At 46.5% G+C, this 24,403-nt stretch carries 25 protein-coding genes and 1 pseudogene; 3 read left to right on the plus strand and 23 right to left on the minus strand.

What is annotated here, in order from left to right; all coding sequences use genetic code 11:
• Positions 1–24: 24 nt before the first annotated feature.
• The 6 genes and pseudogenes from HC352_RS04420 to imuA' form a co-directional block, all read right to left on the minus strand.
• Positions 25–585, minus strand: a complete 561-nt coding sequence (locus tag HC352_RS04420; RefSeq protein ID WP_168917760.1) for a hypothetical protein — start codon at positions 583–585, stop codon at positions 25–27.
• Entirely contained in the window at positions 582–1,043 is a 462-nt protein-coding gene (locus HC352_RS04425) for a hypothetical protein (RefSeq protein ID WP_168917761.1), read from the minus strand. Before HC352_RS04425 ends, HC352_RS04420 begins: the two co-directional genes overlap by 4 nt.
• Positions 1,044–1,123: 80 nt before the next feature.
• Positions 1,124–4,288: pseudogene (locus HC352_RS09275) on the minus strand (error-prone DNA polymerase).
• Positions 4,285–5,286 carry a DinB/UmuC family translesion DNA polymerase gene (locus HC352_RS04435; protein WP_168917762.1) on the minus strand — a complete coding sequence of 334 codons (1,002 nt, stop codon included), beginning with the start codon at positions 5,284–5,286 and terminating at the stop codon, positions 4,285–4,287. Before HC352_RS04435 ends, HC352_RS09275 begins: the two are co-directional and overlap by 4 nt.
• A complete protein-coding gene (locus HC352_RS04440) occupies positions 5,277–5,741 on the minus strand; it encodes a hypothetical protein (RefSeq protein WP_168917763.1) in 465 nt (154 codons plus the stop codon). The genes HC352_RS04435 and HC352_RS04440 overlap by 10 nt, the downstream gene beginning before the upstream one ends.
• Positions 5,742–6,386: a DnaE2-dependent mutagenesis accessory factor ImuA' gene (imuA', locus tag HC352_RS04445; RefSeq protein ID WP_168917764.1), complete on the minus strand. Its 645-nt coding sequence runs from the start codon at positions 6,384–6,386 to the stop codon at positions 5,742–5,744.
• Between the two features lie 84 nt (positions 6,387–6,470).
• Here imuA' and HC352_RS04450 point away from each other — a divergent pair, with 84 nt between their 5' ends.
• Both HC352_RS04450 and HC352_RS04455 read left to right on the plus strand, forming a co-directional pair.
• Complete coding sequence (locus tag HC352_RS04450) at positions 6,471–6,947, plus strand: tRNA (cytidine(34)-2'-O)-methyltransferase (RefSeq protein WP_168917765.1); 477 nt, start codon at positions 6,471–6,473, stop codon at positions 6,945–6,947.
• Positions 6,948–7,013: 66 nt separating this feature from the next.
• A complete protein-coding gene (locus tag HC352_RS04455; RefSeq protein ID WP_168917766.1) occupies positions 7,014–7,313 on the plus strand; it encodes a helix-turn-helix domain-containing protein in 300 nt (99 codons plus the stop codon).
• Here HC352_RS04455 and HC352_RS04460 read toward each other — a convergent pair.
• From HC352_RS04460 to glgA, 5 genes are all read right to left on the minus strand, one after another.
• On the minus strand, positions 7,310–8,155 hold the full coding sequence (locus HC352_RS04460) for a TrmH family RNA methyltransferase (RefSeq protein WP_168917767.1): 846 nt from the start codon (positions 8,153–8,155) through the stop codon (positions 7,310–7,312). The genes HC352_RS04455 and HC352_RS04460 overlap by 4 nt on opposite strands.
• Before the next feature lie 76 nt (positions 8,156–8,231).
• Positions 8,232–9,290: an SPFH domain-containing protein gene (locus HC352_RS04465; RefSeq protein ID WP_168917768.1), complete on the minus strand. Its 1,059-nt coding sequence runs from the start codon at positions 9,288–9,290 to the stop codon at positions 8,232–8,234.
• Positions 9,291–9,311: 21 nt separating this feature from the next.
• The gene (locus HC352_RS04470; RefSeq protein ID WP_168917769.1) at positions 9,312–9,734 is read right to left on the minus strand and encodes an NfeD family protein; all 423 of its coding nucleotides are present in this window, start codon (positions 9,732–9,734) and stop codon (positions 9,312–9,314) included.
• Positions 9,735–9,797: 63 nt separating this feature from the next.
• Positions 9,798–10,583, minus strand: coding sequence for an ABC transporter ATP-binding protein (locus HC352_RS04475; protein ID WP_168917770.1), 786 nt, complete (start codon positions 10,581–10,583; stop codon positions 9,798–9,800).
• Positions 10,584–10,621: 38 nt separating this feature from the next.
• Entirely contained in the window at positions 10,622–11,845 is a 1,224-nt protein-coding gene (gene glgA, locus HC352_RS04480; protein ID WP_168917771.1) for a glycogen synthase, read from the minus strand.
• 190 nt (positions 11,846–12,035) lie between these two features.
• Here glgA and glgC point away from each other — a divergent pair, with 190 nt between their 5' ends.
• Positions 12,036–13,295, plus strand: a complete 1,260-nt coding sequence (gene glgC / locus HC352_RS04485) for a glucose-1-phosphate adenylyltransferase (RefSeq protein ID WP_168917772.1) — start codon at positions 12,036–12,038, stop codon at positions 13,293–13,295.
• Between the two features lie 77 nt (positions 13,296–13,372).
• On the opposite strand, the gene HC352_RS04490 is transcribed toward glgC, so the two are convergent.
• The 12 genes from HC352_RS04490 to murJ all read right to left on the minus strand — a co-directional run bounded on the left by HC352_RS04490 (position 13,373) and on the right by murJ (position 24,397).
• Positions 13,373–13,864: a SixA phosphatase family protein gene (locus tag HC352_RS04490; protein WP_168917773.1), complete on the minus strand. Its 492-nt coding sequence runs from the start codon at positions 13,862–13,864 to the stop codon at positions 13,373–13,375.
• Positions 13,861–15,474, minus strand: a complete 1,614-nt coding sequence (locus tag HC352_RS04495) for an ABC-F family ATP-binding cassette domain-containing protein (RefSeq protein ID WP_168917774.1) — start codon at positions 15,472–15,474, stop codon at positions 13,861–13,863. Before HC352_RS04495 ends, HC352_RS04490 begins: the two co-directional genes overlap by 4 nt.
• 116 nt (positions 15,475–15,590) lie before the next feature.
• Positions 15,591–15,908, minus strand: coding sequence for a metal-sulfur cluster assembly factor (locus tag HC352_RS04500; protein WP_168917775.1), 318 nt, complete (start codon positions 15,906–15,908; stop codon positions 15,591–15,593).
• Positions 15,909–15,955: 47 nt separating this feature from the next.
• Positions 15,956–16,417 (minus strand): Fe-S cluster assembly sulfur transfer protein SufU, encoded by a 462-nt coding sequence (gene sufU / locus HC352_RS04505; protein WP_168917776.1) that lies wholly within the window; start codon positions 16,415–16,417, stop codon positions 15,956–15,958.
• A 2-nt stretch (positions 16,418–16,419) separates the two neighbouring features.
• The gene (locus HC352_RS04510) at positions 16,420–17,688 is read right to left on the minus strand and encodes a SufS family cysteine desulfurase (RefSeq protein WP_168917777.1); all 1,269 of its coding nucleotides are present in this window, start codon (positions 17,686–17,688) and stop codon (positions 16,420–16,422) included.
• A 3-nt stretch (positions 17,689–17,691) separates the two neighbouring features.
• Positions 17,692–18,441, minus strand: a complete 750-nt coding sequence (sufC, locus tag HC352_RS04515) for a Fe-S cluster assembly ATPase SufC (RefSeq protein WP_168917778.1) — start codon at positions 18,439–18,441, stop codon at positions 17,692–17,694.
• Positions 18,442–18,470: 29 nt separating this feature from the next.
• Entirely contained in the window at positions 18,471–18,800 is a 330-nt protein-coding gene (locus HC352_RS04520) for a Rieske (2Fe-2S) protein (RefSeq protein WP_168917779.1), read from the minus strand.
• Positions 18,787–19,923 (minus strand): Fe-S cluster assembly protein SufD, encoded by a 1,137-nt coding sequence (gene sufD / locus HC352_RS04525; RefSeq protein ID WP_168917780.1) that lies wholly within the window; start codon positions 19,921–19,923, stop codon positions 18,787–18,789. The genes HC352_RS04520 and sufD overlap by 14 nt, the downstream gene beginning before the upstream one ends.
• A complete protein-coding gene (gene sufB / locus HC352_RS04530; RefSeq protein WP_168917781.1) occupies positions 19,923–21,365 on the minus strand; it encodes a Fe-S cluster assembly protein SufB in 1,443 nt (480 codons plus the stop codon). The genes sufD and sufB overlap by 1 nt, the downstream gene beginning before the upstream one ends.
• Entirely contained in the window at positions 21,362–22,093 is a 732-nt protein-coding gene (locus tag HC352_RS04535) for a helix-turn-helix transcriptional regulator (protein WP_168917782.1), read from the minus strand. The genes sufB and HC352_RS04535 overlap by 4 nt, the downstream gene beginning before the upstream one ends.
• Positions 22,094–22,223: 130 nt before the next feature.
• A complete protein-coding gene (locus HC352_RS04540; protein WP_168917783.1) occupies positions 22,224–22,841 on the minus strand; it encodes an NUDIX domain-containing protein in 618 nt (205 codons plus the stop codon).
• The gene (gene murJ / locus HC352_RS04545) at positions 22,838–24,397 is read right to left on the minus strand and encodes a murein biosynthesis integral membrane protein MurJ (RefSeq protein WP_168917784.1); all 1,560 of its coding nucleotides are present in this window, start codon (positions 24,395–24,397) and stop codon (positions 22,838–22,840) included. Before murJ ends, HC352_RS04540 begins: the two co-directional genes overlap by 4 nt.
• Positions 24,398–24,403: the final 6 nt, after the last annotated feature.

Genomic DNA, 24,403 nt, shown 5'->3' on the forward strand with positions numbered 1-24,403 from the left:
TGTCATGCTAAGGTTTTTGTCAGCTCACTCGCTATCCTCGCGCATGACAGGCTGAGACATTCTATCGATAGTTGTGACATTCATCCGCATTCCGTGAATAAACACCATCAAACCTGACATAGTAAGAAAAGTAGCCCCTAAAACGACCATTCCTTGCCCAAGGCCAAATTGCGCACCCAAAGCATAGGCATCTTGGATATGCGGATCATTAAAGTAAACCAAAGTAAAAACGATGTCATATGAGCCGGATGCTAAAAGTAACGTCATCGCAGCTGCTAATTTCTTCCGATCTTCCCACCATGAAGAGGTTAGAATAGCAGCAATAATTGAAATGATTCCTCCCATACCTAACACCACACCCATTGTTTTAGTCGCGATAAGTGGTGAGGAAAGATAGGAACCAGAAATATCTTCCCCGGCTAATGTCACTATGCTTTCCGGGGAAACAGTAACAAATCCGGGAATCAAGATTCCCAAAACTGTTACTAATCCGCCAAGTGCTCCAACGATAGCAGCAAGCCGAATCAAAAATGGCGGAACAGCTACTTTACTCGGGTGCGAGACTCGCGGTATATTCAAGCTCATTGCTCATCCTCTTGATCAGTAATTATTTCTGCATCTTCGATATCGTCTTCAAGTGTGGCTTGCACAATTTTAGCTGCGAGCTCGTCAACATGGCGATCAATGTTTTTGCGGGTTTTCTTTTTTTCAACGCGATCAAGATGACCTAGAACAGGTAAGGCTTTCGCAATATTTTCTAACTCGTCACGCCATTGTGCAGCTTGCTGGGCAGTATGTGCATTATTTGCGCTCGCGTACAAGTAAGCGGCTTGCTCACGCAAAACCTTCACCCGCTCAGATAAGTGATTTACTGCTCTTCCATTACTGGAAGCTAAGGTGCCTAAACGTTGTTTAAGCGTCGTAAAATACTCGGGATTTTCCTTAATTAACTGGCGGATCTGTGGCGCATACGTCGTCACAACCTTCACTATCGTTGGCCCGGCAAAAGCGGCGATGCGTATAAGATTTTTCAGTTTTCCCATGAATCTACCTTTCCTGAACATCTGCTATCTTATCCTGCCTGGCCTACCTTTTACTCTTCGTTCCAGCAGTCTTTTAAAAATTAGCGGAAATCTCGTGAATTGCTATGAATTATTACTTCAAGCATCTCAACACCATCAGCAATAAAATTAACCGCTCCATCACATCGTTCTACTATTCCACGAATAATAAGAGCATTATTTTTCAGCTCTCTTTTATATCTTTCCCATAAGCCATAAGAACACACAATATTCATCATTCCAGTTTCGTCTTCAAGAGAAATAAACATTATGCCATGTGCCGTTCTGGGACGTTGACGATGAGTGACATAACCGGCGATACGCAGCCGGTTTCCTAACGTTTTTTCACTAGCCTGCTTAATAGTTAACACTCCATCACGTTCTAAAATTTTTCGATGGAATTCCATGGGATGTTGAAAAGGCGTTGTGTTCGTAAAGTAAAAATCTGCCCTATGTTTCTCTTCAGATTTCATTTCGGGAAGAGCGCCACTCTCAACACCAAATGCTGTTCCAGGGATGGTGGGCTGGAAGTAATCACTTATACGATACCCAGTAAAAGCTACACTCTGCGCTGCCCATATACCTTCACGTCGCGAAACTCCGAGGCTATCAAGTGTTCCTGCCCCAGCTAAGTATCGAATATGCCGATCTGATAATTCTGCCCGATAAGCTAAATCTGATACCGATGTAAAATTATGAGTCTTACGTGCTTGAATAATACGATCAGCTGCTTTCCCTAAACCGCTAATATCTGACAGCCCTAATCGAATACCTAAATGTGGATGCTTATCCACGTGAGCCATTCTCTCTAAGTCTCCTTGCGCTTGGTGGGCAGAAAATTCTTGAACACTTGCAGATAAATCAGACCAACATACATCAATTGGCAAGATGTTAATACCATGTAAGCGGGCATCAGCCAGTAGCGATTGCGGAGAATAAAAACCTAACGGCTGCGAAGCCAAAAGAGCGGCATAAAAATGCTCTGGATAATGCACTTTAAGCCAAGCACTTGCGTAAACTAACTACGCAAACGAAAACGCATGTGATTCTGGAAAACCAAAATCAGCAAAGGCATCGAGTTTATGAAATATTTCTTCAGCCGTTGAGTACTCTATTCCACGTGCACTCATACCCTCGATTAATTCATCACGCAACTGAGCTACCCTCTCATGGCTACGTTTCGCACTCATCGCTTTCCGAAGCCGATCAGCTTGTGCCGGACTAAAGCCTGCCGTATCGATTGCAATTCGCATTAATTGTTCTTGAAAAAGCGGAATTCCTAAAGTTTTTCTAATGCAGGTTTAAGCAACGGATGAGCATACGTAACTTTTTCATGTCCTCGTCGTCGTGAAATATATGGATGAACACTATCTCCTTGGATCGGTCCTGGACGAACCAGAGCAACTTCAATAACAATGTCATAAAAGGACCGTGGCCGTAAGCGTGGCAATGTAGCCATCTGTGCCCGCGACTCCACTTGAAAAACTCCAACTGTATCGGCTGCACACAATAGGTCATATACTCGTGAATCTTCCTGATCATTATTGTGCAAACCCACAGGTTTCCCATCGAAACCCAGTACGCCAGAACGTTGAATCTGTGTAAATGCTATCCGTAATGCACTCAGCATCCCTAAGCCCAATAAATCGAATTTAACAAGCCCCGCTTCAGCACAGTCTTCTTTATCCCACTGCAATACTGTTCTGCCGGGTTTTGTTGCCCACTGAACAGTGGCATACCTCTATTACTGGGCGATCACAAAGCACCATTCCACCTGAATGAATTTCCACATGGCGTGGCAAATCTTGCATTTGTTGAGCAATCTCAACTACTTTTTGTGGTACACCGTCAAGCAACTCTGTACTGGGGCGCCCAACAGTCCAGCTATCTATCTGTGCATGATCGTAGCCCAACGCTCGGGCACAATCACGTATTGCTGATTTTGGACGATAAGTAATCACATTAGCCACTTGAGCTGCATGATTCGTCCATAGCGTTGGTAAATATGCTGGATAACGCGTTCACGTTCCCGCGCCTCAATATCAAGATCAATATCAGGTGGCTCTACTCGATCCGGAGAAAGGAAACGCTCAAACAACATTTTATGTCGAACTGCATCAACGGCTGTTATCCCTAACGCAAAGCACACCGCAGAATTTGCTGCAGAGCCTCTTCCCTGACACCAAATCTGTTCTTTCCGACAAAAAGAAACTATTTCTTCAACTATTAAAAAATAGCCAGAAAAACCTAGCTCTTCAATCACTCCCAGTTCATGGTCAAGAACCTTCCATGCGTCCGGTGCCTGTGTTCTATCGCCATAACGGCTATACGCACCGCGCTCTACTAAATGCGAAAGCCACGAATGCTCATCGTGTGGAGCTGGAACAGGAAAAACTGGAAGGTTGGGCTTGAGGAGCGAAAAATCAATCGCATATCTCTGGCCTAGCTCCTCTCGCGTAGTCCGCTGCTTGCGGATAGTCTCGCTGTATTTCTGACATTTGTTGGCGAGATCGTAACATACGAGCAGACACGTCCATTTTAGGTCTTATCTGCTCTAGATTTTTCCGGTAACGCGTTGCAGCGAGAACGTCTCCTAGAGGTTTTTGACCCCAATAGGCCTATGGACATCCCCAGTTGCCACACATGCTACACCGGCTTCCTCTGCAATGCCGCTGTAGCAGTAATCGCCGCTCGCGATCATACGGATCTCCATAGGCCACTAGCTCCATCGCTATATTATCTTTGCCAAAAAGATCGATTAGCCCCTGCAATTCTCGGCGGGCGCTTTCTACTGCCCACACCCCAGATTTTTGTTCAAGTACCCGGTAGACATGACTATGACGTGCGCCAGTAAAAATATGCCATAAATTCTTACTCCGCTCTGCCAGTGTAGCAATATCATAGGTAGCCGAACTTTTCTCAGATGATGCGAGAAAAGCTTCACCGATGCAACGAGAAAGAGTCTGATAGCCCGCGACAGATTTTGATAATACGACCATGTGAGGGCCGTGTTTCGCCAAGCGTAATTCAGAACCAATCACCGTCGGCATGCAATATTTTCGAGCGGCTTGAGCAAAACGTACAACCCCCGGAAAACCATCATAATCTGTAATAGCCAGTGCTGATAACTCTAATTCTGTAGCACGTTTTACTAATTCATCCGGTTCAGATGTTCCGGTGAGAAAAGAATAAGCTGAATGTAGATGCAATTCTGCGTAATGGCTCATTGATATATTCCCTCAATCCACCATTGCTCCTGCTCGCGAAAGATAAGAAAAGCGCTACGTGCACTAACACATTGCAACCAAGCACGGTGATAATTTTTTTCTGAAGTCCACCATCCCTCAGTCTGTATCCACGGACCTGAAATCTTTATTATTCGATGTTCTTCATCGTGGTATCGCACAATAACGGAATCTATTTTTTCGCAGTGCTCCTGGCAAAAAAGAACACCATCACTGGTAACTAAGCATTCGTGTCCATAAGCATCTTTAGGCTGAATTTTTTCTGGTTTTTCTAGCATTATCGTAGGCCACGGGTGCGGCAATTGACTTTCCCATTTTTCCGGTGCGGATTCTTTCACATCCGCACCCCACTGGACATATTTATAGGTGTCTCGTGGATAACGGCCGCCATAGTAGACACCTTGTTTAACCGATGTTTGCCCTAATAAACTTCGTACTCGTTCCACTGCTCGCTGAACATCGCGATAATATGTGTCATCTCCTCCCCAGAGGAAATCCTGTACAGTGCCGAAAGGATAGAGATCGTAAGCGCCTAAGGCCAGTTCGACTATCCCAACATCGAAGGTCTCATGATCTTGTGTATTCACAGCTTGTTCTCGCAACCAGGCAGACAGTTGCCAACGAATACGTTGCGAAATACTTTTGGCATCCATTTCACGCATCTGCCACGTACGATATCTACGCTCTGCCGTATTCAACTTAATAAATATTCGTAATTCCCGTGCAAGAGCATGCCGACGGTTTAACTGATCTACAAGCTCATAGGACAAAGATTGTACTAAGAAAGCAATCTGATCTGAATGCGTCACCGGTTCGTCATAAACACGTTCGACAACTATGCTTTCGATTCCTTGATAAGGTTGTGGAAAAGGGTCAGCTCCTTCTATAAGCTCAAAAACTTCCTGTGCTGTTTTTCCGAAACGAGTAAGAAAAGCTCGCCTATCTACCTGACGAACATCAGAAATCCGTTTCAACCCCAAAGTTCAGCTATAGCAGTAAACTCATGAAGCCTTTGATATTTTTCGCTCGGAAAATATGAGCATAAAAGACTCCTGATCGATAAATCATCTAAAATTTCAGCAGTGCTTTCTGCATAGAAGTCTCGATAAGCTGCCTGCACAGCAGCAAAAACTCCAGGAGCACAACCAATATGCGCTTCTAACCCTAGATTAAATGCTAAATCTCCGATAAGAAGTTCAGCGAGCTGATTGATAGTATGCGTACGCGGCACAATGAAAACAGCTAATCCTGGCTCAAGCACGGCACAGTGTAAAACGTGAGAAGAAATAATTTCCATCACATCGTTGAATTTTTGCCCGTTTAATGCACTGGCTTCCGGTGTAACACCGAGCCCTGTTTTATGCAAAGATATCCTTTCCACATTTTCAGGAAAAGCAAGCAGTGACCAGTCTGGAATCCAGACGACTCCATACATTTAGGCGCAACTCCATCCACTACCAGTTAGCTTAATATTCGTGCTTCCCTGCCATGAAGATATTTTGTATTCAAGATGAGAAATAGGGCCAATTTCCGCAATATAGCGATGTTTGCGTAGTAGTGTACCGGACACATAAGTTATTTGGCTATGTATCTGATGAACGCTTCCCGCCCAGTTTCCCAAGCTTAAAAATAAACCTGATCGAGTGCGCACTTTTCGTGTCAAAATCCGTTGCTGGCTATACGGAACTAGGTTTGAAGGAGCAATAACAACATCGAATCCCTCAACCAACGCTGATAATACTTGCGCTGGAAAATGTGAGACATGCGGAACTAGTGCGCACTTCTCTAATGAAATTCCGCTAAGTATCGCAAGATCGCAACTCCATGTTGGCATCCCAAGACAAGCTATCCAAGCCCCTTGCTGAGCCGCTATCCCAGCTAAAAATGCGCATAAACTCAGTGAACCTGAAACCTCAACAACACTTCCACGGCTGATACCTTGCGGAAAAACAGCAGCTAAATAAGACGGGACTGCATAAGCATTATGCAAGCCATCATCACTGCGCACACTCCGAATGCCCAGATTTTGCTCTGTTTCTTCTAGTACACGTCGCGCTACTGCAAGCCGACTATCCACCACTCACCCTCACTCGAACATCTGTTCGATATCTTATATCGGGGCTCCCACGTAAAACTAGTTACGTTTTTACGCTAATCTTAAAAGGTGTTAAATTTCGTATTTCATGAACCTAAAATCCCGGGCAACACCGGCAACGCAATCCGCTTAGCAGCATGCACCGGAGCTCGCCTACACCTGATTGAACCGCTGGCATTTAATTTCGACGACGCACATCTACGTCGTGCAGGCCTGGACTATCACGACCTTGCTGACGTCGTCATCCACTCTAATTGGGAAGCAGCTAAAGCCTACTTCGGTGACACACATCGTGTTTTTGCTTTCACCTCCCACACAGAAAACAGCTATGCCGATGAACGCTATTGTGATGAAGATATTTTCCTCTTCGGAACCGAGCCTACTGGTTTGCCTGACGATGTCCTCAACGATCCGTACATCACTAAGCACGTGCGCATCCCTATGCTCCCGGGACGCCGATCGCTAAATTTAGCAAATTCGGCTTCAATTGCCGTCTACGAAGCCTGGCGTCAGCTCGGCTTTCCGGCCGCCGCAGATATTTCCTAACTACTGCCAACGCCGTGCTGGGTATACCCCGCAGACTTTTGCCGGGTATACCTCAATCCTTAAAGTATGGCTGAATACTCATATGCAGAACGTGTTTTAGGAAATGTATTAGGCAAAACTCTAGCTCGCCGTCGTCGTGAACTAGGGAAAACTCAAGAACAAGTTGCCTACGAAGCGCAGATAAATCGGGAGCATTACCAACAAATGGAATATGGGCGCTCAGATCGGAAACGAAACTCACCGCTCAACCCGCGGCTTAGTACACTCATTAAGCTCTCGATCGTCCTCGATATTCCAATAGAAGTGCTACTACGCGATGCTCTGGCCGCATATCATTATGTGCGCGGACAAGAAAACCAGTTTTAGCGCACTCGTAGCTCCCATGCCGCAACTGCACCAGCGGCTGCAACATTAAGCGAATCGACATTGCCGGTCATCGGAATAATCACCGCATGGTCGGCATGTGAAATTGTCGCTTGGCTCAAGCCATCACCTTCAGTACCTAGAATCAGGGCCACTTTAGAATCTGATGCTTGGACTTCTGGAAGACGCGCGAATTCATCTAGTGTCATCGCATCTTTCCGTAAGGCCAGAGAAGCCGTTATCCAACCGTAGTCCTTTAGCACTTGCATTGAACTCGGCCAGTGCGTTATTCGGGTCCACGGGACTTGAAAAACTGTTCCCATTGACACTCGAACGGCACGTCGATACAACGGATCAGAGGCCGAATCGGTCAGTAAAACGGCATCAAAACCAAGTGCCGCCATGGAGCGGAAAACAGCACCTACATTGGTATGATTGACCAGGTTTTCCAGAACAACAATACGTCGAGCTGTAGAATTATCACCAATAAGCTCCTCAAGCGAGGGTAATGCTGGCCGATTCATGGCAGCTAAGGCACCTCGATGCACATGAAAGCCGGTGAGTTTTTCAATAAGCTCTTCACTAGCTACATAGACTGGCACGTCTGCCCCGTCGCGAGCACCAGTAGCTTGAGCGATAATTGGCTCTAAGGGAGAAAGCCACCGATGAGACATAATAAACGATCGAGGGGTATGCCCAGCAGCTACTGCTCGCCCAATAACTTTATCGCCTTCGGCCATATAAAGTCCGCGTTCGGCTTCCAAACTTTTCCGCAATGCAACATCAGTCAACGACGTGTAGTCAACTAATCGTGGATCGTCTAAAGTTTCTAGCTCAATTATCACGTCTCTTAGTGTACAAGACTCCCGCTTACTGTTTTACCTAGCAAGCGGGAGTCTTAGCGTGAGATATCAGAAACTATCAGGACTGCTGACCAGATTCTTCAGCAACTTCGATAGCCCGGTTAGCTTCTCCCTTGGCATCTGCAAGAGCTTCATCAGTGCTTTGCAAATTCGTCTGGGCGAGTGAAGTGGCAAACTCATTATCATCGAGTCCGCTAAAATCCACTTCCACATCTTCTTCCGATGTCTTGCCTGTAAAACCAGCAGTAACAGCATTGAGAGCAGCAGTTAGTTCAGTTGGAACAATCCAAAGCTTCGACGACGAAGATTCAGCAATTTGCGGCAACATCTTCAAATATTCGTAGGACAATAGTTTAGGATCAGCATTGCCCCGGTGGATAGCATCAAAAACCTGCAAAATAGCCCGAGACTCGCCTTGGGCTTGCAGGATAGCAGCTTGAGCTTGTCCTTCAGCACGCAAAATTTGCGACTGTTTTTCACCTTCAGCAGTTAAAATAGCGGACTGTTTAATGCCTTCCGCGGTTAGAATCGCAGCGCGACGATCACGTTCCGCTTTCATCTGCTGTTCCATTGCTGACTGAACAGTAGCGGGTGGATCAATAGCTTTTAGTTCCACCCGGGAAACACGAATTCCCCATCGGCCGGTTGCTTCATCTAGCACACCACGTAACTGACCGTTTATTTGATCTCGTCCTGTTAGCGCTTGCTCCATATCCATGGAACCAATAATGTTACGCAAGGTAGTTACCGCCAACTGCTCAATTGCTGCCATCGGATTAGCAATTTCGTATGTGGCAGCTTCTGGTTGAGTGACTTGATAATAGATAACGGTGTCAATATTTACCACGATATTATCGGAAGTAATCACCGGCTGCGGTGGGAAAGGAACAACTTGCTCACGCATATCGATTCGCTGACGCACCGAGTCAATAAAAGGAACAAGGAAGTGTAGCCCCGGTTTCAACGTCTTATGATATTTACCAAGCCGTTCAACAATAACCGTAAATCCTTGATGCACCTGCAAAACTGCACGCCAAATAGCAACTACAATCAGTAACGCTAAAATAGATAGTACAACGAGTAAAATAATGGATCCGATATCAGACTCATTCCCCATTATGCACACCTTTCTTTTCTTTTATTGTGCGCGAACAACAACGACTTGGGCACCTTCAACTGCAGTGACAACAACTTTTTCTTCAGCTGCAATGGGCGATTCTACGGTCTTCGCGCTCCAAATATCTCCACCAATTTTTGCTTGACCAGAATTTTCATCAATTCGCATCAAGGCGATTCCTTCTTGACCTGCTAGGGCATACACATTCGATTCGCCTTTTGATGAATTGTTGATATGCTGACGCGCCCAGGGGCGCACCAAAAACAAAAGTAGCGACGAAACGATTGCGAAAGTAACAACTTGCACAACAAGATTTCCGCCGATTGCTGACACTCCACCCGCAGCAAGTGCACCGCCCGCAACCATAGTGAACGTAAAGTCAACAGTAAGCAATTCTAAAATCAGCAAAACAGCAGAAATTATTGCCCAAATTCCCCACGCCATTGTGCCCTCCTTAGGACGATATACGTCATGAATTATATCATTTTAACTGCGGAAAATACGACATTAGCGACGTGCGCTGGCGAAATATCGCCCATCGTCATGACGTAAACGTGTTTCAACTCCAAACACTTCAGTTAGATTTGATTCAGTAAGAACATCAGCAATTTTTCCAGCAGTGTAAATTCCACCATTTTTCATCAATAAAGCGTGAGTGAATCCAAGCGGAATTTCTTCAACATGATGCGTTACTAAAATCATCACTGGCGAGTAGGGCGCTAACGCAAATTCTTCAAGCGTTTCCATCACATGCTCCCGGCCACCAAAATCAAGCCCTGCAGCCGGCTCATCAAATACAAGGATTTCTGGATCACTCATTAATGCCCTAGCAATACCAATACGTTTACGCTCACCTGAAGAAACCGTAGCGAACGATCTGTCGGCCAAATGCGCCACACCAAGTGTTGTAAGTAGCCCAAGAGCACGTTGTGTATCTTCCTCGTCGTACTCTTCAGTCCATGAGGAATGGCGTCCATACGCAGCAGTTCGTACAACATCAAGGACGCGTTCACGCCCAGAAATTTTAGCGTCAACCGCGGCAGAAGAAACACCAACTAACGCACGTATATCGTTGAGATCTGCACTACTCGTCACTTCGCCGATCAAAGACACTTCACCTTGCGACGGGAGCATACGCCCCGAAGCAACCGCAATCAACGTCGTTTTTCCCGCCCCATTAGGACCAAGAACAACCCAGCGTTCGCCTTCGTTTACCTGCCAAGACACATTATCTAAAATGCGATTGCCCTGCCGCTGTACGCTTACATTAGTTACGTTAAGAACTTCACTCATGCCTTAACCTTACTGCATACTCCTCACCGAGATTAACTCTACTGAGCTAAAATGTGACAATAGAAATCCATTGTTTTCAGCGCAATTTTCTCCCACGAGAACATTTCTTCAACCCGGCGCCGCCCTGCAAGACCCATCTGGGCTGCGCGTTGTGGATCAGAAACCATCTCAGCCAACGCAAAACCCAAGTCGCGCTCAAACGTTTGCGGATCAACAGGCGTACCCGTACCATCATCGAGCTGCTCGATAGGAACAAGCGTTCCGGTTACGCCATCGTCAATACAGTCCGGGATTCCACCAGTGTTTGTACCAACAACTGGAAGTCCCATCGCCATAGCTTCAAGATTGACGATACCCAACGGCTCATAGATGGACGGAGTAACGAATGTCGTTGAGCATGTTAAAAGTTGCTGGATCTTCTCTCTTGATAAATGCTCATCAATCCATACAACACCCGTGCGCTTTTCCTGCAATTGACGAACTAGTTCTTGCGTCTCTGCCAATATTTCGGGCGTGTCTGGAGCTCCAGCGCAAAGAATAACTTGTACATCAGAGGGCACATAGGCCAAGGCGCGCAATAATCCAGGCACACCCTTTTGCCGAGTAATTCGTCCAACAAAAGCAATAGTTGGCTTATCTGGATCTAAGCCGTAACTACGCACATGCTCACGCGCGGACGCAATTCCTTCTTCCGTTTTTGGAGCTTGCCAAGCATCTAGGTCAATTCCATTATGTATAACGTGAACCTTTTGTGGATCCAGATCAGGATAGCAACGGATAATATCGTCACGCATCCCATAAGAAACTGCAACGATGCCGTCAGCAGCTTCATATGCGGTTTTTTCAGCCCACGATGAAAGATTGTAACCGCCACCAAGTTGTTCGCGTTTCCACGGGCGCAAAGGCTCAAGCGAATGCGCAGAAATGACATGAGGGACCTCATGTAGCAAGGCGGCCCAATGACCGGCCATATTTGCATACCAGGTGTGCGAATGAACAATATCTGTCCCACCAACATTATTGGCAATCGCTAAATCAACACCGAAGGTACGCAAGGCACTATTTGCGTCCGATAAATCAGGTAAATAATCGTATCCAGTTACGTCGATCCCCCCTTCGCTAGTGGACTGGCGCGGGCCATCAAAGGCATGCACGTGAACCTGTGCGTGTGCAGCTAAAACTTTAGACAGTTCAGCAACATGGACTCCTGCCCCACCGTAGATATATGGTGGGTATTCACGGGTTAGCAGATCGACGCGCATAGCACTCCCTTTCGCTCCAAAAACTTTTCACTTAACCTTATCCTGAAAACAGATAAAGTGAAGACATATTTTTATCCGATCTTGGTAAAACTTTGCAGGATTATGGAAACTTTTTGCAGGTTTTGCTAATTGTTCCGAAAATCCTATAAATACACCCCGGAGGTCAAAACTCTTAGCTAAAGTTGAATACATGTATGGAGCAAAAAGATCAAAAGCCCGCGTTCTTGCAATAGTTCTGGCCGGAGGCGAAGGAAAACGCCTGATGCCGCTAACACAAGATCGTGCAAAGCCAGCAGTCCCATTCGGTGGTATTTATCGTCTTATCGATTTTTCCCTCTCGAATCTTGTTAATTCTGGTTACTTGAAAGTCGTGGTACTTACTCAGTACAAATCACACTCTCTTGACCGCCACATTTCCCAAACATGGCGAATGTCTACTTTGTTAGACAATTACATTGCCCCTGTTCCAGCGCAGCAACGTGTGGGTAAGAGTTGGTTTTCTGGATCTGCTGACGCAGTCTTCCAGTCACTTAATATTCTTGATGACGAACGCCCAGATTATGTTGTTATTACCGGGGCAGATAACATCTATCGGATGGACTTCTCTCAGATGGTCGATCAGCATATTGAATCAGGTCGCGGCCTGACAATTGCTGGTTTGCGCCAACCGATCGAATTGTCCTCATCTTTTGGCGTGATTGACACTGATCCGCAAGATTCAACAAAAGTTCGCCAGTTCTTAGAAAAGCCGGAACATGTTGACGGATTACCGGATTCACCGCAAGAATTCCTCGCATCCATGGGTAATTACGTATTCAGCGCCGATGCACTTGTGCATGCGCTCCACGCCGATGCTGATAACGAAAACTCTAAGCATGACATGGGTGGGGATATCGTCCCCATGTTCGTCGCCAAGGGCGATTGTGGCGTTTACGATTTCACCTTCAACGATATTCCTGGTTCCACTGATCGAGATCGTAACTATTGGCGCGACGTCGGCACCATCGATATGTTCCATGAAGCCAATCAAGACCTTATCGCGATTAATCCTATTTTTAACTTATATAATACGGACTGGCCGCTGTACACCGGATATACCGGCCTACCACCAGCAAAATTCGTCTACGGCCACCACGAGCGCCTCGGACATGCACTAGATTCTATTATTTCTCCCGGAGTCATTATCTCGGGCGGTGAAGTAATCGCTTCAGTGCTCTCGCCACACGTGCGCGTTAATTCATGGTCATCAGTACGCAACTCTGTCCTTTTTGACGGTGTCAATGTAGGCCGTAATGCTACTGTTGTTAATGCGATCGTCGATAAATACGTACGTATTGACGAAGGTGCCCAAATCGGTATTGATCACGAACACGATCAAGCTCGCGGATGTTGGATTTCCGAAGGCGGTATCGTCGTCGTCCCGAAGGGCGTCCATATAACCCGCGGATAGCAAACTTCAAGGACCGTGGCGGTAGTTTCACATCTCATATGTGGAACCACCGCCACTTCCTTTCACCTGACGTGCAACTACGGAAGAATACGTTGCCACATTCCAGCAATGTCCTCATCAATTTTGTGCCACTGACCAGAAAACGTCATAGCACCAGCGCACGCAGGAGAAAATCCACGCATAAGTGAGCGTACGGTCTCGTCGCTTGGCTCGCCTAGATAGCTAACAAGGCCGCTAACCGAGGGTTCATGACCGATCACTAATACAGTCGATCTCTGATCATGTGTGCTGTATAAAGCATCAAGTATGTCTTGATAATAGCCCTCATAAAAGCTATCTCGATAATCTACTTCCGACACCGCAAGTCCCCCAGATTTCAGCCCTTCAAGAGTTTGACGTGTACGCACCGCACCCGAAACATAGGCTAAATCAGCACAAGCAATTAGCTGTGACAACTGGCTGCCCATCGATAACGCTTGCTGGCGGCCGTAGTCAGTTAGCTCGCGCAATCGATCGCTTCGTCCATAACCGGCTTGAGCATGGCGCATAATAATAAGTGTCTTCTTCATGCCAGCGTAATCAATTCTAAATAGTCATCGGACCACAAGTCTTCATCACCATCAGGTAACAACAACACTCGCTCTGGATCGAGCGCTTCAACCGCACCTTCGTCGTGAGTAACCAGAATAACTGCCCCCTCATACTGGCGTAACGCGCGTAAAATTTCTTCCCTCGAAGCCGGATCTAAATTATTCGTTGGCTCATCTAGTAACAGCACATTCGCTGCCGAGACAACTAGCATCGCTAATGCTAAACGAGTTTTTTCGCCACCAGACAAAACTGCAGCCGATTTATCTGCGTCTTCACCGGAAAAAAGGAACGATCCTAGGACTGATCGGACGCCAGTGTCATCAAGCTCCGGAGCAACATAACGCAAATTCTCAACAACCGTCTTTTGCGGGTCAATAGTTTCATGTTCCTGGGCATAATAGCCAAGCTTCAATCCATGCCCGGCAATAACTTCACCCGTATCTGGTTGTTCCACACCCGCAAGAATCCGTAACAGTGTTGTTTTTCCGGCACCGTTATAGCCCAAAACGACAACGCGTGATCCGCGGTCGATAGCTAAATCTAGACCCGCAAAAATTTCTAAGGAACCATACGACTTGGTCAGCCCGCGCCCCGTCAATGGCGTTTTTCCAGACGGCGCTGGATCAGGGAAACGCAGGTGGGCAACTTTATCGGCGGCCCGCTCTTCTTCTACCTCACTCATGAGTTTTTCAGCACGTTTGAGCATATTTTGTGCAGCAACTGCCTTGGTAGCTTTTGCGCGCATCTTATTAGCTTGAGCAGTAAGCGTAGCGGCTTTCTTTTCTGCATTTGCACGTTCTCGACGGCGGCGTGCCTCATCCTGTTCTCGCTGTTTGAGATAGGCATCCCACCCCATTGAATAAATATCGATAACTGAACGATTAGCGTCTAAATACCAAATCTGATTGACTGTTTCACGCAAGAGTTCAACCGAGTGCGAAATGACAACAAAACCACCCAAATAATTTTTCAACCAATCTCTGAGCCACAGTATTGAATCGTGATCCAAGTGGTTTGTTGGTTCGTCCAATAGGAGAGTTTCCGCGTCAGAAAATAACACACGCGCAAGTTCAACACGACGACGTTGTCCACCCGATAATGTCTGAAGCTCCTGATCTAGAACACGCTCTGGCAAACCTAACGAAGCAGCTATTTGAGCTGCCTCCGCTTTCGCAGCATAGCCACCTGCGGCGGTGAACTGCATATCTAGGCGCACATATTTTTCCATAGCTTTTTGCTGACGCGCCCCAGTTAAGGTTGCCATATCGTGTTCCGCGCGCTGTATCGAATGCAACGTTTGCTCAATACCACGAACCGATAGAATCCGGTCACGAGCAATTTCGGTTGGATCGCCCACCCGTGGATCTTGTGCAAGGTAACCAATTGAACCTTTGCGCGAAATTATTCCGCTATGTTCAACAACTTCAGAGGTAGTACCTTGACCAGCTAGCAGTCTTAAAAGCGTTGTTTTACCTGCACCATTCCGCCCAACAAGACCAACTGCACAGCCTTTATTAACATGTAAAGTCGCCTGTGAGATAAGAGAACGAGTGCCTATATTCATGGAAAGATCTTGCGTATGAATCACACGTATAGCTTACCTGCCGTACTATGTGCTCCTACATCTCATGATGGTGTAGCTGGACACACACCTAAATGTAACGGGTGAAAAGCCTAGACTTTTCACCCGTTACACCGCCTTTATCAGACATTAAAACCTAATGCGCGAAGCTGATCTCGGCCATCTTCGGTAATACGGTCTGGACCCCACGGCGGTAACCATACCCAGTTAATACGAAAATCATTCACTAAATTAGACACCGCCATAGCAGCCTGCTCTTCGATAACGTCGGTTAACGGACAGGCAGCAGATGTCAGCGTCATATCGGCAACGGCCGAATCGCCGTCGATCGTCAGGCCATAAAGCAACCCTAAATCAACGATATTAATACCCAATTCCGGGTCAATGACATCGCGAAGAGCCTCTTCAAGCTCCGCAACGGTGACGGACGAATCAGTCATATGTGTCTTCTCCTTATATGCAAAGCTAGTTGAGTCTAGAGTTGCGTCTACTGATGTTTAATAGTCTGTGCTTGGTCTGTTGCATCACGAAGCGCCATCCATCCAAGTAATGCGCATTTGATCCGCATTGGGAATTTAGAAACCCCTTGGAATGCAGATGCATCATCAAGAAGATCGGCAAGATCGTCATCGATATCTGCACCACGGTTATCCATCATATGCCGAAATGCTTCGTATAGTTCTTCAACTTCAGCTAAGCTTTTACCTTCAACAAGATCGTGCATAATTGATAATGATGCCTGCGAAATTGAACAACCTTCGCCTTCCCAAGCTGCCTTTTCTAACCGTTTCCCATCTTGAGATAGCATCACCCGCATTGTAGCTTGGTCACCACACGTAGTATTGACCTGGAATGATTCCCCGTCAGCATCAACGAGCTGTCCTTCTCCATGACGCTCTTTAGCAGCATCTAGGATGATTTGCTGATACATCTGGTCAAGATCGTTCATATTTATCCTTCCACCCCGAAATATGACCGCACACGAGCAAGTTGATCGAGGAAAATATCAACATCATGTACGGTATTATACGGTCCAAATGAGATCCGAGAGGAAGCAAAAACACCGAAGTGTTGATGGATAGGCTGCGCACAATGGTGCCCAACCCTAATAGCAACTCCTTGAGCATCAAGAAGCTGGCCAACATCGTGTGGATGAACACCATCAACAGCGAACGCAATAACGCCTACTCGGCGACCAGACGTACGCGGCCCAAGAATACGAATGCCTGAAATATCTTGCATCGCAGTCAATGCGTAGTCAGTAAGCAGACGCTCATGTTTAACAACGTTTTCCATTCCCAGTTGTTGCAGATAATTGACTCCCGCAGCAAGACCAACAATTTGAGTCACTGGTTGAGTTCCTGCTTCAAAACGTGCTGGCGGTGGAGCAAAGGAAGTCTGTTCCATTGTCACAACCTCAACCATCGAGCCACCAGTCAAAAAAGGCGGCATGATTGACCCCAGATCACGTCTTATATACAACGCTCCGATACCTGTTGGTCCAAGCATCTTATGCCCCGAGAAGGCGGCAAAGTCTACATCTAAGGCATGAAAATCAACCGGAAGATGTGGCACAGATTGACACGCATCGAGCACCACATATGCTCCGTGTTGCCGAGCTTTCGGAATAATAACATCTAGTGGCGAAATAGCACCGGTGACATTAGATACATGCGTCACGCCAACAATACGCGTACGTGTATCAATTACGTTGATAGTTTCGATATCAATCTGGCCTTCTTCATCTAGATCCAGCCAGCGTAATTCAACACCAATTCTGCGTGCTAATTCTTGCCAAGGAACAAGATTTGCATGATGTTCTGCACGTGTAACAACAATATTATCGCCTGGGTATAAAACCAGTGGTGTATCTTTACCTGTTATACGCCAGTCCAAGGTTGCATTCAAAAACGTGTAAGCAATAGCATTGAGGGCTTCTGTTGAATTCTTTGTCCAAGAGATCTCATCTGGAAAAGCGCCCACAAATGCGGCAACGGCTGTACGCGCGTCTTCCACAACCACAGTTGATTCACCTGCCAAAACATGTGAACCGCGGTTAACCGCACCATTATGCATGCGGTCATGATCGGCCATAGCTTCAATAACAGATGTTGGTCGTTGCGATGTTGCGGCAGAATCAAGATACACAAGCTCTACCCCACCATGAATTTTACGGTTCAAAATGGGGAAATCTTCCCGAGGGGCAAGCGCGGTGTTCACAAATTAACCTTCGTATTTCTCGTAACCGTTAGTTTCCAGAATGTCTGCAAGCTCTGGACCGGCAGATTCCGCTACTCGTCCATCAACGAAAACATGAACAAAATCAGGCTTAATATACTTCAAAATGCGAGTGTAATGAGTGATGAGTAGAACGCCGTTATGCGTTATTTCATGGACACGGTTCACGCCCTCCGAAACGAGGCGAAGTGCGTCCACGTCGAGACCTGAATCGGTTTCATCAAGTACGGCAAACTTCGGTTTAAGCATCTCCAACTGAAGAATTTCTATCCGCTTTTTCTCGCCTCCGGAGAATCCTACGTTGACATCACGCGAGGAAAAATCCTCATCGATCTTCAGATCCTTCATTGCTTGTTTCATGGTTTTCACCCATTCGCGAAGTTTTGGCGCTTCGCCGTCCACAGCAGTTTTAGCTGACCGCAAAAAATTAGTTACTGTCACGCCGTTAACTTCAACTGGATATTGCATAGCTAAGAAAACTCCGGCACGAGCACGCTCATCTGCAGTCATCTCTGTAATATCTTGACCATCGAGCAAAATTTCACCCTCAGTAATCTCATACTTTGGATGCCCGACAATAGCATATGACAGTGTAGATTTTCCAGATCCGTTTGGCCCCATGATGGCATGAATTTCACCGGAGTTAATTGTCAGATTAACTCCACGCAAAATCTGTTTTGGTCCTTCAGCAGTTTCTACGGAAACATGCAAATTTTTAATTTCGAGGGTAGACACGTATTTTCTCTTCTCTTAAACGTATAACTTTATGAATTAACAGTGATATAGACGTTCTCGCCGTCTACTCGTACTGGATAGATTGTCACGGGCTGGGAAGCTGGCAGAGTCATAACTTCACCAGTTGCTAGATCAAATGCAGCACCATGCTGGGAACATTCAATCGACTCATCTTCAACCCAACCGTCAGATAGTTTCACTCTGCCATGAGTGCACTGATTATGAACAGCGAACCAGTTCCCCTGTTGCGAATGAATAACAGCCACTGGCAGTGGTGTTGAATTCTCGGTGATAACCTCGAATCCTTGGACAGTTCCAGGTGCAACATCTGCGATAGTACATACCCTATGCTCGGGCATTCAACGTACCTCCCATAGTCAGGTCGAGTTCTTCTTCGATAGCTGCCATCAGCTTATTTTCTACCGTTTCAACCCCGATTTGATGAATAAGTTCGGCAAAGAAGCCACGAACGACGAGCCGGCGTGCTTCATCTTGTGGAATACCGCGTGACATCAGATAGAACAACTGCTCGTCATCGAACCGGCCGGTTGCTGAGGCATGTCCAGCTCCGTCAATCTCGCCAGTCTCTATCTCAAGATTAGGAACAGAATCCGCGCGGGCACCTTCAGTTAAGACTAAATTCCGGTTTAGTTCGTAGGTGTTGGTCCCTTCTGCTTGTGCTCGAATAAGAACATCACCAACCCATACCGCATGTGCATCTTGGCCTTGCAAAGCACCTTTATACGTTACATTCGACGTAGCTTTTGGAACACTATGGTCAATCAAAAGCCGGTTTTCGATATGCTGGCCAGCATCAACAAAATATGCACCCAGCATATTAACATCTGCGCCAGGGGCCGTATATTCTACCGAGGACGTGATTCGAATAAGGCTACCACTGAGTGAAACAACTATATGTTTCAACGTTGCATCTTTACCAAGTTTGATTCGATGAGAGGATGTGTGAACAGCCCTTTCATCCCACTCTTGCACACTCACTAATGTCATATGAGCGCCCTCGCCCACAACAATTTCGACTGCCTCGTTAACTTGGCCTTGTCCATAGTGAGTGAGAACAACAGTGGATTCAGAATGAGCTTCGGCTTCGCAGTAAATGTGAAGCGGTGAAACCTGTGACGAACCAGTTGCCACTATTTCAACGATAACCTCGTTTTCAAGTTGCGTATCAGCCGGAATGGTAAGAGCATGTGCGCGCTTAAAAGCATTCCATTCGATCACGGAGACTCGATCTTCGGGAGGAAATACTTGTCCGAGCCGCGAATCTTCTCGAGGTACTATTTCATAGCGAGCATCACCAGATACCCTCACCTCAGGTTCTTGTCCGTTAGCTCCGTCAAAGAAACCTTCCAGACGTTCAAGTGGTGTAAAACGCCAGTCTTCTTCTCTCCCAGTAGGGATTGGGAACGTGTCAGTGGTAAAAGACAGGGCACGATCTGCGCGGGAATTCATAACAGGTGCCATCAGCCAACGGATCCTTCCATTTGAAGCTCAATGAGCCGGTTAAGTTCAAGAGCGTATTCCATCGGTAGCTCACGCGCAATAGGTTCAACGAATCCGCGCACAATCATAGCCATCGCTTCTGTTTCTTCAATCCCACGTGACATCAGGTAGAAGAGTTGGTCCTCCGAAACTTTCGATACGGTCGCTTCGTGTCCCATTTCGACGTCGTCAACTCGAACATCAACGTAAGGGTATGTATCAGAACGCGAAATTGAATCAACTAACAAGGCATCACATAATACGTTCGATTTTGAATGTTTTGCTTCAGGATCAATTTGCACTAATCCACGATATGCTGACCGACCGCCACCGCGGGCAACTGACTTTGAGACAATTGAAGACGACGTATTAGGCGCCATGTGAACCATCTTTGAACCAGTATCTTGGTATTGTCCTTCACCGGCAAAGGCAATGGACAAAGTTTCGCCACGTGCGTGTTCCCCCATAAGATACACTGCTGGATATTTCATCGTCACTTTAGAACCGATGTTTCCATCAATCCATTCCATCGTGCCTCCGGCTTCAACCATGGCGCGTTTCGTGACGAGGTTATAGACGTTATTAGACCAATTTTGAATCGTTGTATATCGAACTCGAGCATTTTTCTTTACGAAAATTTCGACGACGGCCGAATGCAACGAATCGCTCTTATAAATCGGCGCAGTACAGCCTTCAACGTAATGAATATATGAACCTTCATCAGCAATAATTAGCGTTCGTTCAAACTGTCCCATATTCTCGGTGTTAATACGGAAGTATGCTTGCAACGGAATTTCAACATGAACGCCTTTGGGCACGTAAATAAAGGAACCACCAGACCATACTGCCGAGTTTAAGGAAGCAAACTTATTGTCACCAAGCGGGATTGCTGTTCCAAAATACTCTTGGAAGATCTCTGGGTGTTCGCGAAGTCCAGAGTCCGTATCAAGGAAAATAACCCCTTGTTCTTCTAGATCTTCACGAATTTTGTGATAGACGACTTCGGATTCATATTGCGCAGCTACTCCAGCAACAAGACGTGCCTTTTCTGCTTCAGGAATACCAAGACGATCGTAGGTATTCTTTATTTCTTCAGGCAAATCTTCCCACGAATTAGCCTGCCCTTCAGTTGACTTCACATAATATTTAATCGAATCGAAGTCGATATCGGCCAAATCCGCACCCCATGTGGGCATAGGGCGCTTCTGGAACAACGTCAAAGCCTTTAGACGCTTTTTCAGCATCCAATCCGGCTCTCCTTTGCGCTCGGAAATATCGCGAACGACGCTCTCATCGAGACCTCGTTTTGCGGTAGCACCAGCATTGTCAGTATCTCGCCAACCATACTGGTATTTACCACCGATCGCTTCAATAGTTTCTTCTTGGGACAACTGTCGAGTTGAACCCGTCCCGGTTTGGGTCATTTATTTCCTTCCCGATCGCCAAGTGTGTCTGGCGTTGTGCTTTGCGAATCAGCACGATTACGCAAGTTTTGCGGAATTCCTAAAAGAATATTAGTGGTACACACGTGACCACCATTTGCCAATGTTGATAAGCGCTGAATCGGCACTCCTAAGAGTCGCGCGAATGCTTCAGTTTCAGCCTCACACATTTCTGGAAAGTCTTTAGCCACTTCCTGAATAGGACAGTGACCTTGACATAACTGAATAGCTAATGCATGCGGTCCACCCCGGCGAAGAGTAGCGACAAAGCCATCTTTCGAAAGAGCTTCTGCAAGGGTCGCTGTCTTTTCTGCCGTCGACTTCCCAGAATTTTCCAGAATCGACTGGTATCGAGTTTCCAGCTTTTGAGTTCGTGCCCGCACGAACTCTTCAACGCCTTCATCCCCAAGCTCTGAACGCAAAAATGCTAATGCTTGGTTTGCAAGATCTGCATAACCTTGTCCTAGAAGTTCTTGTCCAGCAGCTGTTGCAACATAACGACGCGAAGGCCGACCTCGCCGTGGTGGTCCTTGATTAGTGCCTTCGTAAGCGCCAATTAAATCATCATCAACGAGCGAAGAGATGTGCCGGCGAACAGCCGCCGGAGTTAATACGAGAATTTTTGCTAGCTCGCCAGCAGTGATAGGACCTCGTTCAACGATTAGCCGCAAGATCTGTTCCCGGGTTCCAACATCTACCATATTCGCCATGTCCACCTCCTGAAACCTATCGCATCCTTTACACAACATCTTTGTTGCAATATTCAACTTTTGCAAGTCGACCCGACAAATTTTCGCCACACTCGAACAACTAAGTGTCACAAAAAAGAATGTGTTAACTCTATGCCCGGAATACGAGTTTCTCACATGCTGCTAATATTCCAACAACAAGTGCTGGGCTGGTTAAGTCACCGCGGAAAATAGCATCACGTATTTCGGTTATGTCAATCCAGTGAACAGAAATTTCCCGCTCTTCGTCTTCCCTTTCAAAATCAATCTTTTCAAGCTGGAAAACATCACGAGCAAGAAAAATAGTGACCATTTCATCGCTCACGCCTGCCGATGCATGGAAACGCGCCAATTGTTCCCACTGACGAGCACCATAGCCAGCTTCTTCAGCGAGTTCTCGCGCTGCAGTATTTACTAAAGCCTCGCCAGGAACATCACATAGACCAGCAGGAATTTCCCACATTAACTGCCGCGGTGCGTGCCGATATTGATGAATTAACAACACTTGCCAAGAATCTTCTGAAGGACGCAGAGCGATAATGCCCACCGCGTCATCATGAATCATATATTGACGCTTTGCCACATCGCCAGATTGAAACCTAATACAGTCATTGTAAATATCAAAAATCGGACCGGAAAATTCCTTTTTTCGTGAAAGAAGATCGACGTGGTCGGCCACAGTCATATCCTTTAACGGTATTTCTCCAGCTACAGTGAGATATTTTTTCACGACAACACTTTCTTTTTAATATCTTTCCCTAAAAGAGCCAAGACCGGCCCGAGAACGATCACTGCGCCAACACAAGCAGCAATAAAAGCACCACCGATACCGTTACCACATGTCTTTTGGACAGCCGGGACAACAAACCAGGCCACCGTACCCGCCACTCCAACAACACCTAGAGCAAGTGTCAGTGATCTCCTATCACCAAGAACACGCCTAGCGCCACTCGCTCGTCGTAACGCAACAACAATAGCAACTACTCCAGTAGTCATTCCCATTGACAGCGCAATACCCACCCATAAAAGTGTCATTTCACGTCCATGAATACCTATAGCATAGCCGGCTAATAAAAAGAGAACCACTGTGAACCATGCAATGGAATTACTGAGAACAACAAGCTGAGGTCTGCCAAGAGCATAAAGCACCCGAGCACCGTGATACAAAATCGAAAAACCAATGGCCCCCAAAGCCATAGATTGTAAAGCAATATCCAAACCAATTATTGGATTACCCAATTCGACTACCGTTTTAGCTGGAACAGATAACGTAGCTATAAGAACTGCCGCAACTGTTCCCATAACAAAAACGAGATAGGTTGACCGACAAACAAGATTTTGTACTTTTTGAGTATCACCAAGTTCACAGGCCTCTGAAATACGCGGAAAAACTGCGGTAGCAATAGGGACAGCCAATACCGCATAAGGAACCATAAAAATCGCATAGGCATAGTTAAAAGCCGCAAAAGTTCCCGCATCAGAAAGCGCATTAGTTGAATACATAACACATATGAGTGCAAATTGCTGAGCAAATAAGGCCGCTAACCCGGCTCCACCTAACCGAACAGTCTCACGTCCCAAACCAGGCCTAAAACGCCACGTTAGTCGAATATTGACGAGTTTGATGACTGCCGGAAGTTGCACAAGAGAAAAAATCACGACGCCCGCCGTCGTCCCCCATCCGAGCAAAGCTACAGCACCAGACGTAACCTCAACTGGTGCGATGTTAGGACCAACAGCTAAGGCATACCAAACAAAAACACCAATAACGATAATTGACGATAACAATGGAGCTAACGCAGGCAAAACAAAAAGCTTGTGAGCTTGAAGAACACCTGAAAAAACTACAGACAAACCATAAAGCGGTATCTGCAAAGCAAACATCCGCAATAGGCTCGTCCCCAAAGCAATCTGAGCTTCTGGCGCATCTCCGACAAGAAAACCGATAATCGGTTGAGCACAAACAATAACAAGGAAGGCGAGCGGAATAGACACTGTTAAAATCCATGTTATAAGTGCAGAAACTGTTTGAGATTCCTCGGTTTGTAGCTTACGGGCAATGAACCGAGAAACAATAGGGATAACAGCACCGGCCAATGCACCACCAGCAGCTACCTCAAAGAGCACATTTGGAACTGTATTAGCAGTATCGTATGTCCCAGCCACAGCGCCGTCAGACATAGCCCACGATTGAGCAAGTTTCCGTACAAGCCCCATAAATCGCGAACACAAGGTAAGTAACGCGATGATCCCCGCAGCACCTACGACTGACGATGCTTTTTTCATACCCAG

This window comes from Arcanobacterium buesumense (assembly GCF_012563545.1).
GTDB classification, from domain to species: Bacteria; Actinomycetota; Actinomycetes; order Actinomycetales; family Actinomycetaceae; genus Arcanobacterium; species Arcanobacterium buesumense.

Excerpts from the sequence above, each read along its gene's own strand:
- HC352_RS04420 (WP_168917760.1), bottom strand. The coding sequence starts at position 585 with ATGAGCTTGAATATACCGCGAGTCTCGCACCCGAGTAAAGTAGCTGTT.
- HC352_RS04425 (WP_168917761.1), bottom strand. The coding sequence starts at position 1,043 with ATGGGAAAACTGAAAAATCTTATACGCATCGCCGCTTTTGCCGGGCCA.
- HC352_RS04440 (WP_168917763.1), bottom strand. The coding sequence starts at position 5,741 with ATGTATGGAGTCGTCTGGATTCCAGACTGGTCACTGCTTGCTTTTCCT.
- HC352_RS04455 (WP_168917766.1), top strand. The coding sequence starts at position 7,014 with ATGGCTGAATACTCATATGCAGAACGTGTTTTAGGAAATGTATTAGGC.
- HC352_RS04465 (WP_168917768.1), bottom strand. The coding sequence starts at position 9,290 with ATGGGGAATGAGTCTGATATCGGATCCATTATTTTACTCGTTGTACTA.
- HC352_RS04470 (WP_168917769.1), bottom strand. The coding sequence starts at position 9,734 with ATGGCGTGGGGAATTTGGGCAATAATTTCTGCTGTTTTGCTGATTTTA.
- HC352_RS04475 (WP_168917770.1), bottom strand. The coding sequence starts at position 10,583 with ATGAGTGAAGTTCTTAACGTAACTAATGTAAGCGTACAGCGGCAGGGC.
- glgA (WP_168917771.1), bottom strand. The coding sequence starts at position 11,845 with ATGCGCGTCGATCTGCTAACCCGTGAATACCCACCATATATCTACGGT.
- glgC (WP_168917772.1), top strand. The coding sequence starts at position 12,036 with ATGTATGGAGCAAAAAGATCAAAAGCCCGCGTTCTTGCAATAGTTCTG.
- HC352_RS04490 (WP_168917773.1), bottom strand. The coding sequence starts at position 13,864 with ATGAAGAAGACACTTATTATTATGCGCCATGCTCAAGCCGGTTATGGA.
- HC352_RS04500 (WP_168917775.1), bottom strand. The coding sequence starts at position 15,908 with ATGACTGATTCGTCCGTCACCGTTGCGGAGCTTGAAGAGGCTCTTCGC.
- sufU (WP_168917776.1), bottom strand. The coding sequence starts at position 16,417 with ATGAACGATCTTGACCAGATGTATCAGCAAATCATCCTAGATGCTGCT.
- HC352_RS04520 (WP_168917779.1), bottom strand. The coding sequence starts at position 18,800 with ATGCCCGAGCATAGGGTATGTACTATCGCAGATGTTGCACCTGGAACT.
- sufD (WP_168917780.1), bottom strand. The coding sequence starts at position 19,923 with ATGGCACCTGTTATGAATTCCCGCGCAGATCGTGCCCTGTCTTTTACC.
- sufB (WP_168917781.1), bottom strand. The coding sequence starts at position 21,365 with ATGACCCAAACCGGGACGGGTTCAACTCGACAGTTGTCCCAAGAAGAA.
- HC352_RS04535 (WP_168917782.1), bottom strand. The coding sequence starts at position 22,093 with ATGGCGAATATGGTAGATGTTGGAACCCGGGAACAGATCTTGCGGCTA.
- murJ (WP_168917784.1), bottom strand. The coding sequence starts at position 24,397 with ATGAAAAAAGCATCGTCAGTCGTAGGTGCTGCGGGGATCATCGCGTTA.